Source organism: Desulforhabdus amnigena, from assembly GCF_027925305.1.
GTDB lineage: Bacteria > Desulfobacterota > Syntrophobacteria > Syntrophobacterales > Syntrophobacteraceae > Desulforhabdus > Desulforhabdus amnigena.
This window is the reverse complement of sequence record NZ_BSDR01000001.1, coordinates 1-16660: the sequence shown is the minus strand read 5'-3', so window position 1 is coordinate 16660 and position 16660 is coordinate 1. Positions and strand designations below refer to the sequence as shown.

Sequence of the window (16660 nt, the reverse complement as noted above, 5' to 3'; positions counted from 1 at the left end):
ATCGGCTTCCGAAACATGAGAATCACAGACCTAATAAACCTATAATTTATCGATATTTCTATTCTTTCTAATATACCCCATCCCATCGAAAACCACAGTGGCATGGACCTTGCCTTTTGGATCGGAAACGGAACGCATTTGTCAGAGTCCATTTCACTTGAGGAGCATAAGACTCGATGAAGCCATGTGACGAAATGATTCAAAAAACGTTGGAGTTGGTGAAGCAGATGACGGAAATCGCTGACGAAGGCGACAGAATGCGAGAGGATACGGGCTGCGGTGTGCTTTATGGGGTCGTGCGGGATTCAGCATACAAGATCAAGAAGCTGGCTGAAACGGAATGGGAAAACCACATAAAGAGAGCTTCCGGAGAAAAAAGCAACCCTCATCCCCAATATATGTTCACGGAATAAAGTGACCCAAAAACCGGACGCTCTAATCTTTTTTTACCACTCAGGAAAAGAGGAGAATGAGATGGCAAAAGCACTGGTAGTTTACGCAACAAGGACCAATCAGACAAAGAGTATCGCGGATCTCATCGCGGAGGGAATGCGTTTATCCGGAATGGAAGTGACGGTGATCAATGTCAACGAATACGAAAAAAAGGGAATTGACCCCGCAACCTATGACGCCGTCGTTCTCGGCGCGGCGACCTATCATGGGGAGATGATCCAGTCCATGAAAACTTTCCTGTTCCTCATGGAAAAAGCGAACCTGGAGGGCAAAGTGGGAGGTTCTTTTGGTGCATACGGTTGGAGTGGAGAAGCTCCGGGCCGCATCTACGACACCATGAAAAATGTCTTCAAGATGAAGATGGCAAAGTACCCCCTTATGCTCAAGTCGGCATCCCTTGGAGGCGGGATTCAGATGGCTCAGGGATACGGCAAGGAAATCGCCGCAATGATCTTGTAGCGGTTTGCAGCTCAAAGTCAGCAAAGGACTTGGGCTATACTGCAACTTGTGAGTTTTTTCGTCTGTTGTTCTGCATCCTTTTTTTACGTATCTACGTACAAAAACATTCTTCAGAAGAAAGTAGAGGAAGGAGATTATGGACGTTCTCATGCTTTCGCGGCTTCAGTTTGCGGCTGCAACAATGTTCCATTTCCTTTTTGTCCCCCTCACTCTAGGGCTTTCCATCCTCATTGCCCTCATGGAAACCGCTTATGTCAGAACCGGCGATGAAGAGTACAAAAGAATGGCCAGGTTCTGGGGCAAGATTTTTCTCATCAATTTCGCCATCGGTGTCGTGACAGGGATCACTCTGGAATTTCAATTCGGAACCAACTGGTCCCGATATTCCACCTACGTAGGCGATATCTTTGGATCGCTCCTGGCCATAGAGGCCACTCTCGCCTTTTTCCTGGAATCCACTTTCATTGCCGTCTGGGCGTTCGGATGGAACAGGCTTTCTCCCAAGGCGCACGCTGTCTCCATCTGGCTTGTGGCCATCGCATCGAACCTCTCAGCGTGGTGGATTCTCATTGCCAACTCGTGGATGCAGCATCCCGTGGGATTCACGATTCGCAACGGCAGGGCGGAACTCACCGATTTCCTGGCAGTTATCACTCAGCCTTTTGCCATGCACACCATTGTACACACTCTGAGCGCAGCCTACATTCTTTCGGGTTTCTTTGTCATGAGCATTTGCGCTTACCATCTCTTGAAAAAGCAGCACACCACGTTTTTCGCCAAATCATTTCGAATGGGACTCGCTCTTGCCCTGATTTTTTCCATCGTTGAAGTGGTCCAGGGACACATGCACGGCGCTGAAGTGGCCAAAGTGCAACCCACCAAGCTGGCAGCCATGGAATCTCTCTGGGAAACGACTCAAAGGGCTCCGCAATATCTCTTCCTGATCCCCGACGAGAAGAATGAAAAAAATCTCGTCGAATTCGGCGGTATGCCCGGCGCCCTGAGCATGCTCGCTTACCACTCTCCCAATGCTACGGTGAAGGGACTCAAGGATTTTCCCAAAGAAGAGCGCCCCCCTGTGACCCTTTCTTTCGTATCCTTCAGAATAATGATCGCACTAGGATTTTTATTCCTGTTTCTCACTATTTATGGATGGTTCAGACGCAACAAGCTGGAAGAGAGCCCCGGTTTCCTCAAAATCATGCTTTACGCCGTACCCCTCCCCTACCTGGCCGCCGAAGCGGGATGGACCCTTGCCGAAGTGGGAAGGCAACCATGGGTGGTCTACGGGATCATGAAAACCTCCGATGCCGTTTCTCCCATTGCGACCTCACAGGTTTTCGTCTCTCTCCTGGCCTTCATAGGGGTCTATTCATTGCTGGGTGCGGTTGCCTTTTATCTCATCATCTCTCATGCGCGCAAGGGTCCTCAACCCGAAGCGGTTGCTGCATGATTCGAGGAGGGACTGAAAATGCTTGAATCCATTTGGTTCGTACTCTGGGGCGTTCTCTGGGCCATCTATTTCATGCTCGACGGCTTCGACCTCGGCATTGGGACCCTGATGCCCTTTCTGGCAAAAGACGAGACGGACAAGCGGGTCGTCTACCATGCCATGGGGCCCTACTGGAACGGAAACGAAGTATGGCTCATCACTGCAGGCGGTGTCACATTCGCAGCCTTCCCCGCCACCTACGCCGTCATGTTCAGCGGACTCTATTCAGCGCTCATGCTGATCCTCTTTGCGCTCATTCTGCGTGGCGTCGCCAACGAATTCCGGCACCAGGTGGAAAATCCCCGCTGGAAATCCATCTGGGATGCCTGCCTTTTCATCGGAAGTCTTGCACCCGCCCTTCTGCTGGGTGTGGCTTTTGCCAACATTTTCCAGGGAATCCCCATCGATGAAGCCGGCGTCTTTCAGGGAAATCTCTTTTCTCTGCTCAATCCCTACGGACTCCTGGGAGGGATCTTCTTTACGCTCCTTTTCACGGTGCATGGCGCTGTCTGGCTGGCAGTGAAAACCGAAGGGGAACTGCACGACAGGTCCGCGGCCCTGGCGGGAAAGCTTTGGATCGCTCTTGCCGTCGTGGCCGTAGCGTTCCTGGTTTGTACGTGGTTTTACACGCGGCTTTACGACAACTATCTTCAGAACCCGTTTCTCTTCATGGTTCCCATCGTCCTCATTCCCTTCATCGCCGTTGGAGCGCTGGTCATGCTTCGCATCTATATGGCCAGAGGGCATTGGTGGAAAACCTGGTTTGCTTCCTGCACCCTCATCGTGGGAGTCACTCTCTTTGGCGTGGCCGGCCTCTACCCGAATCTGCTCCCATCGAGCATCAATCCCGCCTACAGCATGACGATTTTCAATTCCGCGTCTAGCCCCCTCACCCTGAAAATCATGCTGGGCGTGGCCCTAATCTTCGTTCCGATCATCATCATCTACCAGTCATGGGTCTATCATTTCTTCAAAGACAAGGTGAAGACATCCGAATTGGCTCAAGAAGAAGGCTACTAATCCCCGTGACCGGAGGGGCAAAAGGAAACATAAAAAGGCAGGTCGGGGGTCTTCTTTTTCCCCATGTCGGGGAAGAATCCCGATCTGCCTCTTCCTATGAATTGCCATTCCAGGCAGCAGCACCCTCGAAGAAGGGAGGGGCCGCTGCCGAGTGATTTTTCAAAGTTCTATCTGCACACCTATTTCGATCACACGGTCCGATGGAATGCCAAAGTAGGCCGGTGCGGTCCAGGCATTTCTTGACATGAAGGAAAAAAGCGTCTTGCGCCATTGCATCATTTTCGAGTCCCCGGTAGTAAGCAGTGTCTCACGCCCCAGGAAATAGGTTGTAGCAGAGGGCTCAATCTGAATTCCAAAACGGGAAGCCATTTTCAATACTTCCGGAACGTCAGGCATTTCCCTGAATCCATAGAACGCAACAATCCTGTAGAACCCCTGGCCCAGATCCTCCATGTTGAGTCTTTCATCGTCCGGTAACGTTGGAAAATCTACAGAGCGGACCGAGAGCAAAATGATCTTTTCATGCAACACATGATTGTGCTTGAAGTGATGCAGGAGCGCCGAAGGGGTCCCAACCGGAGAAACCGTCATGAAAACGGCTGTCCCCTGGACCCGCTGCGGATTCTTTTGTGCAACGTCCTCTATGAAAAGGCTCAGCGGAAACCTTGTGCTCAACATCTTCCTCGCAAGCTCAGCCCGTCCATCCCGCCATGTGGTCATGGCAATCATGATGACTGCCCCGACAGCGAGTGTAAACCACCCTCCATCAGCAAGCTTCAAAAGATTTGAACCGAAATAGGCCAGATCAAAGACAATGAAGATGCCCACCAATGGAATAGCCTTCCAGAGCGACCACTGCCATCTCCGGGTAGTGACGAAAAAGTAAAGAACCGATGTGATCCCCATTGTTGCAGTAACCGCAATGCCGTATGCTCCTGCCAAACGGCTCGACTCCCGGAAGGCAAGCACAAGTCCGATGCAGGCGAGCATCAAAGCATAGTTTATGTGAGGGACATAGATCTGGCCCCGGGTTTCGGAAGAAGTATGCACGATGTGCATGCGGGGAGAAAATCCAAGCTGCACCGCTTGCTGCGTGAGGGAAAAGACTCCGGTGATCATCGCCTGCGATGCGATGACTGTCGCCATAGTGGATAATGCAACCATGGGATAGAGAAAAGATTTTGGAACTAATCCATAAAAGGGATTGAAAGCAAAATCCGGATTGTCGAGAAGAAGCGCGCCCTGCCCGAAATAATTGAGAAGAAGTGCAGGAAAAGCGATGGAAAACCATGAGAGCCGAATGGCTTTGGTCCCGAAGTGCCCAAGATCTGCATAAAGCGCTTCACCTCCTGTTATGCAAAGGACGACCGATCCAAGCACCACCATGCCATGTAACCTGTTTTCAGCAAAAAAGGATATGGCATAAAGAGGGTTTAATGCGATCAATATATGGGGATTTGACTTGATTGCAGCAATACCGAGTGCTGCAATCGCTGCAAACCAGATGAGGACGATGGGGCCGAAGACCTTCCCGATCCCAGCTGTACCATGCCGCTGCACCAGAAAGAGCAACAGAAGTACGACACAGGTAAGAGGCAATATAAAAGAAGATGCAGATTCTGTTGCAACCTTAAGGCCCTCAATGGCGGAGAGTACAGAGATGGCCGGAGTTATGATGCCATCCCCGTAGAGGAGAGCTGCACCGAATATGGCAGCGATAACCACAGCAGAATGAATGCGCGTCGGAATCGAGCTTTTGCTTACGGGAATGAGTGCAAGGAGGGCGTAGATTCCCCCCTCTCCGTTGTTGTCCGCACGCAAGATGAAAGCCACATACTTTATGCTCACCACCATGGTAAGCGACCAAAAAATAAGCGATAGTACTCCAAGAATATTCCCTGTGTTCAGGGCAATTGCATGCAATCCGTGAAAACATTCCTTGACAGCGTAAAGAGGACTCGTACCAATATCCCCATAAACCACCCCGAGGGCTCCCAGTGCCAGAGCAAGTGTCCTCGCCCGGGGCGAAACGCCGCTGTTCAAAGCTTCAATTTCGGCTGAAGGATGACTTTTAGACGATTCCAGGGAATGAAGTGGATGTAAGGAAGACGGATTTCCGCCATTAGAGGAAGAAAGTTTTTTCAACTGAAAGCCTCCGAAGCTCAATCGTTAGATTGTTAGGAGGATAGACCTCCCCGGACAACTCCGGATAGCTCTACCCTTCGACACCTGCGAGGTTAGCTGACGGGCTCGAGCCGAAGAGTTTGCTCTACTCCTTCAAAAGGAGATACGCCCCAAAAAACCGGGTCCCCCGCTCCTGTTCATGCAGGATTCGGCAATATTTAAAATATGTTATGCTAAATTTACTACACAGTCAATACCCTAACCTCGTCGAATTACGGAACATGCATGCAATGCGGATTCCAACACGAGGGCCATTTTCAGGAAATACTTCTGAATCGGAAGCTGGTAGGGGCGAACCATTCGCTACCAACCGGAAAGTTCAAGGGGAAGTGATCAAAACAGACCACTCCCCCCTTTTGCTGTCCTGCTTTTGGGGCGTATGTGCGAACAACCCCATCTCAATCGAATGAACGAAAACCATAGGGCTTCCTTTGATATGTTGACTGGTCCGCCTTATCGATTCGTCCGCCCGGTCCAGCCAGTTACTGCTTGAAGACAAAGCATGTATCGACCATAATGATGTATCGCCTTTAACGATAATTTAACAAAAATTCAATTGATATTTCCAATTTGAAAAACCTCCCGATTCTTCCTATACCCTTCTGGTATCTCAAAATCGGCATTTCAGCTCCGTATAAGAGGATCAAGTCTGCTCATGCTTCGATACCTCGGCACGAACGGACAGGAGAACAAAATATCGAGAAAGAATAGCATGTGCCTGTTTGCCAGCAACAAACTTTCAAAATGGCAATATAGTCTTTGAACTGTCTTGAGGAGGGAAAAGCATGGGAAAAAACGGAGGAGTGTCCACCCTTTTGGTTCTGGTTCTGATGGGATTGCTGTTTTTTTCAAATCCTGCCTTGTGCGGTGATCTCGACTCTTTTGCGGGACTTGAAGGGACGATCAACATCGCTGGCGGAACGGCCCACATACCGGTCATGAACGATGCAGCGAAAGCCATCATGACATACAATCCGAAAATCCGCATTACAATTGAAGGCGGAGGATCAGGCATTGGAGTTCAGAAGGTCGGCGAAGGTCTTGTCGATATAGGAAACACCGGTCGGCCGCTCTCGGAAGATGAGATCAGCAAGTACGGCCTCAAATCCTACCCGTTCGCGCTGGACGGTGTTGCCATAGTGGTCCATCCGGACAATCCCCTCACAGGGCTTTCAGCGCAGCAGGCTAAAGACGTCTTTGCAGGCACAATCGCCAATTGGAAGGATGTCGGCGGGAAAGATGCACCGATCCATCTCTTTGGCCGTGATGAGGCCAGTGGGACTCGCGAGGTATTTTGGGAAAAGCTTTTGAAGAAGGGCCCTGTGGCGACAGCGACGAATATCGTTCCATCCAACGGCGCGATGAAAGTTGCGGTATCCCAGGATAAGGATGCCATAGGCTATGTGAGCATTGGCCATGTGGATCAAAGCATTAAGGCCCTCGCTTTGGATGGTGTTGCCGCTACACAGGAAAACGCCATGAATGGGAGCTATCCGGTTGTTCGAAAGCTTTACATGAATACGAAAGGGGAACCATCCAAGCTGGTAAAAGCTTTTATTGATTACGTCATGAGCTCCGAAGGGGCTGAGATCGTAAAGAAACATGGATACATTCCGCTTCAGACGAAATGATGCCTACCGCGTATAAAGAGGAGAGGCCGGTAGCAATCGCCCGTAACCGAATTTCCGAAAAATGGGTTGAAGGGATACTCTTGATCGCCACATCGGTCTCCGCTGTAACGATCTTTTCGATCCTCTTTCTGCTTGTGTACTTTTCCTCTCCTCTTTTCACGGAGGGGAGGATTTACGAAATATTCTCGCTGCAGTGGCAGCCCTTCGGCGGAAAGTACGGCATTCTACCCATGTGTGCCGCCTCCCTCTGCCTCTCCTTGTCGGCTCTGGTTCTTGCCTTTCCCCCGGCCATTGGCGTTTGCTGCCTCATCTACGCCCTTGCACCCAGGCGCGTCGCACAATTTTTCCTTTCATTGATCCGCTTTATGACGAGTATTCCTACCGTCGTCTACGGTTTTGTATCCGTTTTTCTGCTCGTACCCAGAGTGAGGGACTGTTTTGATGGCGGATCAGGTTTTTCTCTCCTTACAGCGACCCTGACTTTGAGCCTGCTTATTCTTCCCACCATTGTCCTTGTATTCCATGCAAGGCTCGAGCAACTCGACCCGACGCTTCGCCTGACGTCGGAGGCAATGGGATTCACTGCCGTGCAGCAGGTTCGCCATGTTTTCATTCCGGCAGCAGGCGAAGGACTCGTCATTGCAGCTGTCCTGGGATTTGCAAGAGCCATTGGGGATACTCTGATCTCTCTCATGCTGGCAGGCAACGCTCCTCAGCTCCCGCATTCACTCTTTGCATCCGTCCGCACGCTCACTTCCCATATCGCCCTCGTTCTTGCGACCGACAGCCGGAGCATGGCCTACCAGTCCGTTTTTGCATCAGGCCTTATCCTCTTCCTTCTTGCCGGCGCGGTAAACCTCCTCATCAGGAAAGCCGCGAAAAAATCCGGGCGTTCCCCGCATGCCTAAAAGATCCGATTGGTTCTTCACTTGTCTTGCCTGGCTTTCAGGGACGGGAATCCTGCTGACTGTAGCGATCCTCGTCGTTTTTCTGCTGCTTCGGGGAATCGGAAGCATCAATGCCAGCCTGTTTTTCGGCGAAACACCCTGGTTTGACGCCATTACGGGGCGAAAACCGGTATTTGATGGAATCTGGCCCGCTGTTGCCGGAACCTTTTCACTGGTGGCCCTTTCATCACTTTTATCGATCCCTGTTGGAATCGCAAGCGGGGTCTATCTTTCCGGATATGCGCCGAAGCGCCTTCGAGTCTTTCTGGGTTTTGCCATAGATCTTCTCTCAGGAACTCCATCCATTGTTATGGGTCTTTTCGGGTTTACCCTCATTTTGTTTTTGAGGAAAACCATTTTTCCGGAAGCTGGAACGTGCCTTTTTCTCGCAAGCCTGTGCATTGCCCTCCTCGTCTTGCCTTACGTGATTCGAACTACGGAAACCTCATTGGATGCCGTACCGGAACACCTTCGCGTGCTCGGGCCAGCAATGGGACTTACAAAGTCGCAAAGCATTCGCCATGTATTGCTGCCTCTGGCAAGCCGGGGGATTTTGAGCGGTGTTATCCTCTCCATTGGACGGGCCTCTGAGGACACGGCGGTCATCCTTCTAACGGGCGTCGTCGCGCAAGCAGGTGTGCCTCAAAGCCTGTGGGGCAAGTTCGAGGCGCTGCCATTTCGAATCTATTACCTTGCGGCGGAACATAAGACTCCACTCGAACTGGAACAGGCATTTGGAACCGCCCTTGTTCTCCTGACCTTGACTGGAGTTTTGTTCCTCACTGCTGTGTTTGTGCAAAGAAGTGCTGAAAAGCGATGGAAGAAAAAATAGTGGAACCTGTTATCGCCATCGAACGCCTCTCCGTTCATTTTGCGGCGAAAGTCGTGCTGAAAGATGTGAGCCTTTCTGTTTTTCCCGGCGAACTTATAATCATCGTAGGACATTCCGGTTCCGGAAAATCAACCCTCCTGAGGGCCATCAACCGTCTCAACGAATGCTCCCCGGACTGCTGCACGAAGGGGACGATTCGGGTTCGTTTCGACGGAATGAGCGGGGATATTTATGCGGGCTCCATTTCACCAAATGAGCTCAGGAGGCGGGTGGGGATGGTTTTTCAAACTCCGGCGATCCTCCCCTTTTCCATTGAGAAGAACATCACTATGCCACTGAAGGTGACCCTTGGCCTAAGGGGGCAGGCTCTGTCCGAGCACACGGAATGGGCCCTTCGGGAGGCTTCCCTTTGGGATGAGGTCAAAGAGAGGCTTCGCGACGACGCTTCGACTCTCTCGGGGGGACAGCAGCAGCGTCTCTGCCTTGCGCGTACCCTGGCGCTTCAACCTCAGGCGCTCCTTTTGGACGAGCCCACTGCGTCACTGGATTTCAGAGCGGCGAACAGAATCGAGCAACTCCTCCTGCGTCTCAAGAAACACTATTGCATAGTGGCCGTCTCACACAGCCTGGGCCAGGCGAAGCGGCTCGCAGACAGGCTCTTTATTCTTCGGGAGGGGCGAATCGCCCAGGAGATGGACAGGCAAGCCTTACAAGATGAAACCATGTTCAGGCGACTCATCGAAGAGGCTTTTTAACGGCTCAGTACCGAAAACTGTAAATAAACGGCCATTTTTTTGTAGGAACGACTTCCGGCTGTGACAGGAACCGGCAACCGCACAACCTTGTCGCGGCAGAATACCGCTCCTACCAAAATACACGGGTAAATGGGTGCACAAAATCCCATTCGTCATTCCCGCCTGAAGCTTGAGGAAATGACGGGCTGGAAATTGATCGCTTATTTGCGTGGAGCTGTACTTAGAGCCTATCCAAAAACCTACCTCGGCAGCGGACCCCCCCCCTTTAATTCCCCCTCAAGGGGGGACCAAGGGGGGTGTCGCAAAGTCCACAGGTGGTTTCTGGATAGGTTCTTACTTCAAGTGATCCCGGAGCTCTACTCCGAGAAGATGAGGCCAGGTTCCCTACTGACTGGCAGCGGGGATTTCAGTAAGTCTTGAAGCAGTCAGACTGTCCTGCCAGCGATGGTAATAAACATTTAACATTTTTACAAATTCTGTAGTGGCCTTACGATTTCCTGCAATGCTGGGGTGGCTGTCACCCTCACAGGAAGGATAAGCTGCAGTATTTTTCTTGACGGTTTGCAGATACTGGCAGGCGCCTTGCCACCAGCGATGATGGTTGCCTTTGGCGGACTTGGAATCATTGTAATCGGCACTGCCGCCATTGCTGGTGAGCACATTGAAGAAATCAAAGACGGCCACATTTTTATGCCGATACTTCTTCAGCCATTCCTCTACCAGCCAGCGATTGAACGCCCGTGCATTGGCGGCCTGTGAAGGTGTAGTGGAGTCGGTTGTCAACGGCGGGGCGGTGATGACGACGAAGAGCTTGTCCTGGCGTGTAGCGAAGTATTTGAGGAGGTCTTTGTAGATGCCCTTGGCGTTTGCCACGGTCATATGGGAAGATCCACAATCCTGACCCCTCAGGGGATTTTTCCCCTTGGTAGGCGCGTCTTTGGGATTGCCTCCAAGGTTCGAGTTGGGAAAACAGGATTTGAAGAGGATGATTTTGTTCTTGCCCGGAGGAATCTTGGAAAGGCGGGAATAACTGGAATACTGGCCGGTCTCGGCATAAAGTGCGTTGAGATATTCGAGTCGATGAGGGCCCACAAACCAATTATACCAGTGGCCGATGTCGGTATGGTCACCGATACTTCCTTCCCCTACATCCTGGTCAGGCGGCCCCCAGCCATAATTGGTATCGCTGACGAAATAATTGTTGCGGCGCAGTGCCAGTCCCAACCTGCCGTTGGCATCGTCGAGCCAGTTTTGACCACAGGAATGGTGAATGAAAATAAGTTTTACCGTTTTCGCAGGCGGAGAGGGATCGTCTTTCGACAATGCTTCCTGGGTACGTCCTGAAGCTGGGGAGAGCAAAGTCAGCATGGCTGCCCCCAGAATCGCCAAAGACCACAAGAACATGTCTTTTTTTAAACATTTTTTGTGTATCATGTTAATCTCCTTCAATGAATGTATCTTCCATGTCCCGCGCCAAGCCACAGAGGATATCTGGACCCCTCGCCTGGATGGCCTGCGATAACCATCTCCATAACCATAACTTTCAAGATAAGTTCTCTGGTTGGTAAATCATCTCGGATAGAGCAACCTTTTGTTAATCTGCAGCACCAACCAGGCCGTTTGACACCAAAGCAGCAGTTCTCATTTTGAAAAGTGCCCTCCATACTCCCCTCATGAGAAATGATTCCCGTATCAGCCTTTGCTGTCTGAAGCTTCTCATTGAGTGCTTTTCGTAGGGTAGGGCGTCCAAATCGGCGAACGCCCATTGACTGGTTTTTGACCCCCGGCACTGGGAAGCAATGCTCCTACCATTCTAAAATGGCCCATGTGTGGGCATTTTGCGCCTAGCCATGCCCTGTTTGACACTGTAGCTGTGGGCCATGGGTTTCCTTGTAAGATATTGGAATATGTAGTATTTTTCCGTTATTTTCCCGGTTTTTGGCACTGGCAATGAGTTCGAGGTGAGTCCCAGCCTGCTCTGTGCTCAAGCTCTCGAGACGGTCAGGATGTGGGAGCACCTCTCGTCTCTGTTTGACCAAAGAGGTGAAGCGGCCAGTGATCTGCTGCTCTTCGGCAACGCTGATCTTGATCACCTGCTCCGCTTCGGCCCGGGTGGGAGTGCCGCACAGGGCGGGCAGGCGAAGGGCGATACGATTGGCATCCTTGATCTCTCCCGTGCCGTGAAACTTTCCCAGTCCGAAAAGCGACTCGATTGGATCGGAGGTCACTGGCAGACCGATATGATCCAGACCAAGCTTGGCAGCGATTTGGAGTTGGTTTTGCAGGTAGGCGACGAACTCACGGCGAACAGGGCTTGAGCCGATGGCCTGGATAAATGGCTCGCACTGGGCTATCGTGGAGTGACTTAGCCCTCGAGCCTTGAAAATCCTCTGGCACTCGAGCAGTGGTACGGCATCGTCTCGGAATCGCTTGATGAAAGCCCTGCATGAGGGCAGCCGGTCCAGACAAGCTCGCAGCTTTGAGAGGGTGGAGCCCTTCCGGGCACCTCCGGCAGGAGAGAGTCTGAGCAGTTGGTCTGCCCATCTGATAAGGCGGTGCACATTCATAAAGCGTGCTTTGGTCTGTACCTTCGGGGGAGCCAGGCACGCGAGCACCGTCTGCTTGAGCTTGCCCGAGACCCGGTGTTGCCTCTCAAATTGATCTGACCTTTTGGTTCTGATTATTCTGGATTGAAGGGAAAGTCGACCAGGCTATTTTGACATTCAATAGCGGGCTCAGGAATTGTTGACTACCTGTTTGACACGACCGATGGTGCGATCGAGGTAGTCTTGGATTCTTTTTCCCCCTTATGATTGCTCCAGTCGGTTCTCTCCGAGAGAATGCGCTGCCGGATCTGATCGTCCGAGAAGCCTCTTCTGGCCAGAGAGAGTGCATAAGCAAAGTCGGTTGTGGACTCATTGTCTTTTTTGAAATGGTATCGGCAGGGATCAGCCGGATGGCACACAGACCCCCTTCGGGAGGGATGGGAAAGGAGGGATGGTTTTGATTCCGGGACAAGCAGGGGGATGTCGGCCTGCGAGTCCCAGTCGATCCAGATGAGCCTTGCAAGGGGAAAGCGTCCCGTAGGGGAGCGGTGCTTTTCCTTGGTGTTGCGAAAGCCGGGACAGCGCCCCCAGCGGTTTTTGGGATGTGCTGCCGGATCGCTTCGCATTCTTTCAAGCCACATGCGTTTTTCTTCCAGGGACAATGCTCTGCTGGAGTGAACCCATACCTGGAAGTTTTCCGGTGAGGTCTCAACGATCATTCGAGCGGGTTTCCACTGTCCGGAGGGGAAGCAGTGGTGTCGCAGAAGGGTTTGTCGGTCAATGTCGTCGGCCAGGAGGTAATGGTCGATGCAGAGGGGCTTTATGAGTATGTGGCAGCCCCGGGCATTTTGGGATCTGAGGTAGGCGATCTTCTCGAGAGCCGGTTTTACGGTCCACAGTCCCTTTTGTGGATCGAGGACGCCGAGTTGCCAAAGGTTGAGGAAGTATCAGGCCATCTTTTGAAAGAGCTTTTCCATGGGAGAGGCTCCTTTGGGGGGGCAAGGCGCCCCGGGCAGACGCCTTGCCGGTTTTCACATCAAATGAGCTCGGTTGAAGCGATGCGCACGTGCTCGGCCGAAACGATCTGGTTTTTTTCATGTGCAGCAGCGATGAGGGCGCCCCGGGCGAGATGACTGGCTCGTCTGAGCAATCCCCCCGAGCCTTGCTGGATGGCGGTAACGGCCGCATCGGCAAAGATCTGCTGGGAGACTCCGCTGATTTTGAGATGGTGGTTGAGGTAGCGGTCCATGTCCTCTCGTGTGATACCCTGGAGGTGGCAGCGGGAAACGATTCTCGATGCCAGGGGGACGGAAGTCCGGTAGAGCAGGAGATCGACCAGATTGTTCTGGCCGGCCAGGATGATGGGCAGGTAAGGTTTGGAGTCGCCCTCGAACTGGGTGAGGGTATGGAGCTCGGCATAGACTTCGATCCTTAGAAGAGAGGCTTCATCGACGACGAGCACGGGTCTTTGTTTGCGGTTGCAGGCAAGCTCGAGGATTTGGCGTCTGATGAGGCGGTGATCCACAGGGGACGGTACTCGGAAGGATGGAGGCGGCTCAGAGCCCATCTCAAGGCCGTCGATTTGCCTGATCCGACATCTCCTGTAACCAGGCCGATGGCGCCAAGGCGTACGGTATATTCGAGCCGGTCCGAGACGGCGAGCACTTCGGGGGTTTGAAGGATCTGATCGATCCGGATGTCTGCGCCAAAGGGCTCATGGAGGAAACCGAAGAAAGTGAGATAGGAGGGCTTCATCTACTGGTCCTCCCGATTGGAGAAGGAAAGCCTGCCGGAAGAAATGGCCGGTTTGCCGGTGTTTTCGATCACGAGGCCGGTCGAGTGGTTGCGGCGCACCCTGCAGTTGACGTTGAGATCAAGGGGGGTGAGAAAGCCGTGGGATTGGCCCCCGAGCTGGACTTCGACCCGGGTGGGATCGTCCTCGTTGTAGAGGAGGGTGACCTGGGATCCTATGAGGGCGACAGAAGCCTCGTAGAGTCTACCGTTGAGCGATACGGTGCGATCGTTTGCCACTTTCCTTCGTGCGCGCTTCCTGAAGTAGTCCTCGAGGTATTTAGGGGCGGGGCGGATGCATTCCATGTGATCGGCAAATCGCTTCAGGGGAGGCTCTCCGGTGCCCCCGTGAGGACGCTGATGATAGACGGTCGTGACCCATTGGTCGAACTGCTCGTTGAGAGCTTCGAGGGAGTCTGCCTCAACGGATGCAAGAAACTGGGCTCTAACGGTTTGAAAGAAGCGCTCCACTTTGCCGCGTCCCTGGGGCTTGTAGGGTTTGGAGTGGACGAGGGCGATTCCAAGGGATGCCGTGATCTCGTGGAGGAGCCTGGAGCGGAAGGCGGCTCCATTGTCCACGTAGAGCTTGCGGGGAAGTCCACGCTTGAGAAGAGCGCGTCTGAGTGCGCACAGGTAGGAGTCGAGGTTCTCGTTTAAAAAGAAGGCGGCATGAGGAACGAGACGGCTCATGTCGTCAATGAACGCAAAAAGGTAGGTCTTTCGCCGCTTCTCTCCCACCATGACCAGGGGGCCATGCAGGGCGTCGCTTTGCCACAGATCGTTTGGGAGCTCGGCTTCAAATTTCCTGCGATCGACGGCAGGGGGCGGTGCCGCCTTGAGGAGCCCTTCGCGTTTGAGAAAGCGGTAGAGGGTGCTTTCGCTCAAGACCATACCGGCGGGAAGGAGCTTTCGCTTCTCGAGCTCTTTGATCAATGTGGGAAGGGAGCATTTGGGCATCCCGGCCCTCAGTCGAGCGATGAGCCCCCCGGTTTCCTCGTCAATGATCCGGCTCACCCCACGGTCGTTTCGGCTGCCGGGGTAAAGGGATTCGAGTCTGCCGCCACCCTGGCGATAGGCTTTGATCCAGCCGAGGATGGTGGATCGGGCCAGGCGGGAGCGGTTGGAGTGGGGAATCTGCCAGGACTGTTCGCATTTTTCGGTAAGGAGCCTCTCCTGCTCGCCACGATCCATCGCGTTTCGGGTGACAAAGTCGCTGATGACGCCAAAGCGGAATACGGCCACATCCTTTTGTTGCTGCTCATCCATGGAAAACCTCCTCTTTATGTGTTTTGGGTTTTCCCAGGAAATAGCGTGAAAGGGCCTCCGGAGGCAAAAGCACGCTTCGGTGGGGTGTGTCAATCGAGGCTGGGAGCCCGAATTAAATCGACCGGCTCACGGCGGGAATACCCTCCCGGCATAACTGATCGAAGGCTTCCAGAAAATTTCCCGCCCAGCCGGCACCCCATCGGGCGAGGATCTGCTTTTTTAGGCCGCTCAGCCAATGGCGCTGACGGGAAGGGGAACGGCCGGATGGCCATCGGAGGTGACTCAAACGATGGGAAAGGCTCTCACGGATGTCTGAAATGGAAGCCTGGAATCGGCTCCAGTAGCCGACCGGGCGGGCTCGGAACACCTTGCGACATTGGCTGCAGCGGTACCGGGCAAGCCGGACCGCCTGCGGGCATCCATCAAACCAGGCCTGTACGAAGCCATGGCCCCACAGGCGAGAGCCACACTCGGGGCATACCAGGTCCTTGGGCCACTCATACCGACGCCCGAGCTCAACGAGACTCTTGATTGCAACGCTTACGAACAGTATCAATGGAATGCTCTGTGTTGGGGGGGAACCCACTTTGTTCGGGGGTAAGGAGTGATTGCCGCACTCTTTTCCCCTACACCATCCACTCGATCCGCTTGCATCAAACCGTCCATATAAATTGACCAGTTCGCGCTTTCAGTCAAGACATCGTGAACGAAACCACTATCTTGGGGTCAGGACATTCTGCAAGACAACACCCACCAGGCGATGGCCGTAACAGGGCCATATTCCTCCCTGGAAAAAGAGACTTGGGGAGCAACGAGCGTTTCTCCCGCCTGGAGGTTGCAGGCCATGTCCTCAAAGGAGAACTCGTGATCCTCCGTGCTGAGCATGATGGTTGAAGCTGTACGTGATACATACTGCCAGCCCCATTGGTTGACAGTCTTTTGGTAGTCAACACCATCAAATTCCCCGTCCCCTACCAGGATGATTTGAGCCTCGGCGGGAAGGATGGAGTGAACACGATCGAGAAGTTCAAGATGGATTTCTTCAGGGAAATGCCCCTTCTTACCTTCTCTGACGATCCACGCCAGGGGAAACAGTCTCTTTTTGTAGACAATGCCAATGACCAGGGCTGTGCATCCCATGCCGACAGCACTCCCGTCGATGGCCAGAACGAGAGGCATGCTCGCCAAAGCTGCAACCAGGATCTGAGCAAAGGGCATGAAGTAGATTTCCTGGCTGATGCGCTCATTGCCTATCCAGCGGGAAAACCGTTTGCGGAAATAGGG

16 protein-coding genes, 1 pseudogene and 1 riboswitch are annotated in these 16660 nt (G+C 52.9%); of the genes and pseudogenes, 8 read left to right on the top strand and 9 right to left on the bottom strand.

Translation table 11 applies throughout. From position 1 onward, the window contains the following. Positions 1-176: 176 nt before the first annotated feature. From QMG16_RS00085 to cydB, 4 genes are all read left to right on the top strand, one after another. Positions 177-413, top strand: coding sequence for a hypothetical protein (locus tag QMG16_RS00085; RefSeq protein WP_281791640.1), 237 nt, complete (start codon positions 177-179; stop codon positions 411-413). Positions 414-474: 61 nt separating this feature from the next. Beyond that, positions 475-912 carry a flavodoxin domain-containing protein gene (locus tag QMG16_RS00080; RefSeq protein ID WP_281791639.1) on the top strand — a complete coding sequence of 146 codons (438 nt, stop codon included), beginning with the start codon at positions 475-477 and terminating at the stop codon, positions 910-912. A gap of 136 nt (positions 913-1048) precedes the next feature. Next, positions 1049-2365, top strand: coding sequence for a cytochrome ubiquinol oxidase subunit I (locus QMG16_RS00075; protein ID WP_281791638.1), 1317 nt, complete (start codon positions 1049-1051; stop codon positions 2363-2365). A gap of 18 nt (positions 2366-2383) precedes the next feature. Continuing rightward, positions 2384-3424 carry a cytochrome d ubiquinol oxidase subunit II gene (gene cydB / locus QMG16_RS00070; RefSeq protein WP_281791637.1) on the top strand — a complete coding sequence of 347 codons (1041 nt, stop codon included), beginning with the start codon at positions 2384-2386 and terminating at the stop codon, positions 3422-3424. A gap of 159 nt (positions 3425-3583) precedes the next feature. Here the strand turns inward: cydB and QMG16_RS00065 are convergent, their stop codons facing one another. Beyond that, positions 3584-5569 carry a potassium transporter Kup gene (locus QMG16_RS00065; protein ID WP_281791636.1) on the bottom strand — a complete coding sequence of 662 codons (1986 nt, stop codon included), beginning with the start codon at positions 5567-5569 and terminating at the stop codon, positions 3584-3586. A 66-nt stretch (positions 5570-5635) separates the two neighbouring features. Then, positions 5636-5772: riboswitch (cyclic di-AMP (ydaO/yuaA leader) on the bottom strand. Positions 5773-6393: 621 nt separating this feature from the next. On the opposite strand from QMG16_RS00065, the gene QMG16_RS00060 reads away from it, so the two are divergent. The 4 genes from QMG16_RS00060 to QMG16_RS00045 all read left to right on the top strand — a co-directional run bounded on the left by QMG16_RS00060 (position 6394) and on the right by QMG16_RS00045 (position 9773). Next, positions 6394-7239 (top strand): phosphate ABC transporter substrate-binding protein, encoded by an 846-nt coding sequence (locus QMG16_RS00060; RefSeq protein ID WP_281791635.1) that lies wholly within the window; start codon positions 6394-6396, stop codon positions 7237-7239. 80 nt (positions 7240-7319) lie between these two features. Then, positions 7320-8147, top strand: a complete 828-nt coding sequence (locus tag QMG16_RS00055) for a PstC family ABC transporter permease (RefSeq protein WP_281791634.1) — start codon at positions 7320-7322, stop codon at positions 8145-8147. Continuing rightward, the gene (locus tag QMG16_RS00050) at positions 8140-9018 is read left to right on the top strand and encodes a PstA family ABC transporter permease (RefSeq protein WP_281791633.1); all 879 of its coding nucleotides are present in this window, start codon (positions 8140-8142) and stop codon (positions 9016-9018) included. Before QMG16_RS00055 ends, QMG16_RS00050 begins: the two co-directional genes overlap by 8 nt. Further along, on the top strand, positions 9003-9773 hold the full coding sequence (locus QMG16_RS00045; RefSeq protein ID WP_281791632.1) for a phosphate ABC transporter ATP-binding protein: 771 nt from the start codon (positions 9003-9005) through the stop codon (positions 9771-9773). Before QMG16_RS00050 ends, QMG16_RS00045 begins: the two co-directional genes overlap by 16 nt. A 384-nt stretch (positions 9774-10157) precedes the next feature. On the opposite strand, the gene QMG16_RS00040 is transcribed toward QMG16_RS00045, so the two are convergent. From QMG16_RS00040 to QMG16_RS00005, 8 genes and pseudogenes are all read right to left on the bottom strand, one after another. After that, on the bottom strand, positions 10158-11207 hold the full coding sequence (locus QMG16_RS00040; RefSeq protein WP_281791631.1) for a glycoside hydrolase family 25 domain-containing protein: 1050 nt from the start codon (positions 11205-11207) through the stop codon (positions 10158-10160). A 410-nt stretch (positions 11208-11617) separates the two neighbouring features. Next, positions 11618-12340 (bottom strand): hypothetical protein, encoded by a 723-nt coding sequence (locus tag QMG16_RS00035; RefSeq protein WP_281791630.1) that lies wholly within the window; start codon positions 12338-12340, stop codon positions 11618-11620. Positions 12341-12522: 182 nt separating this feature from the next. Further along, positions 12523-13188: a DNA-primase RepB domain-containing protein gene (locus QMG16_RS00030; protein WP_373878693.1), complete on the bottom strand. Its 666-nt coding sequence runs from the start codon at positions 13186-13188 to the stop codon at positions 12523-12525. 167 nt (positions 13189-13355) lie between these two features. Continuing rightward, positions 13356-13781 (bottom strand): hypothetical protein, encoded by a 426-nt coding sequence (locus QMG16_RS00025; RefSeq protein WP_281791629.1) that lies wholly within the window; start codon positions 13779-13781, stop codon positions 13356-13358. Beyond that, positions 13751-14074, bottom strand: a complete 324-nt coding sequence (locus QMG16_RS00020; protein WP_281791628.1) for a hypothetical protein — start codon at positions 14072-14074, stop codon at positions 13751-13753. Before QMG16_RS00020 ends, QMG16_RS00025 begins: the two co-directional genes overlap by 31 nt. Beyond that, positions 14075-15376: a DDE-type integrase/transposase/recombinase gene (locus QMG16_RS00015; protein ID WP_281791627.1), complete on the bottom strand. Its 1302-nt coding sequence runs from the start codon at positions 15374-15376 to the stop codon at positions 14075-14077. It abuts the gene before it with no gap. A 112-nt stretch (positions 15377-15488) separates the two neighbouring features. Continuing rightward, positions 15489-15932, bottom strand: a complete 444-nt coding sequence (locus QMG16_RS00010) for a hypothetical protein (protein WP_281791626.1) — start codon at positions 15930-15932, stop codon at positions 15489-15491. Positions 15933-16102: 170 nt separating this feature from the next. Further along, positions 16103-16660, bottom strand: a pseudogene (locus QMG16_RS00005) (hypothetical protein); the annotation flags it as partial.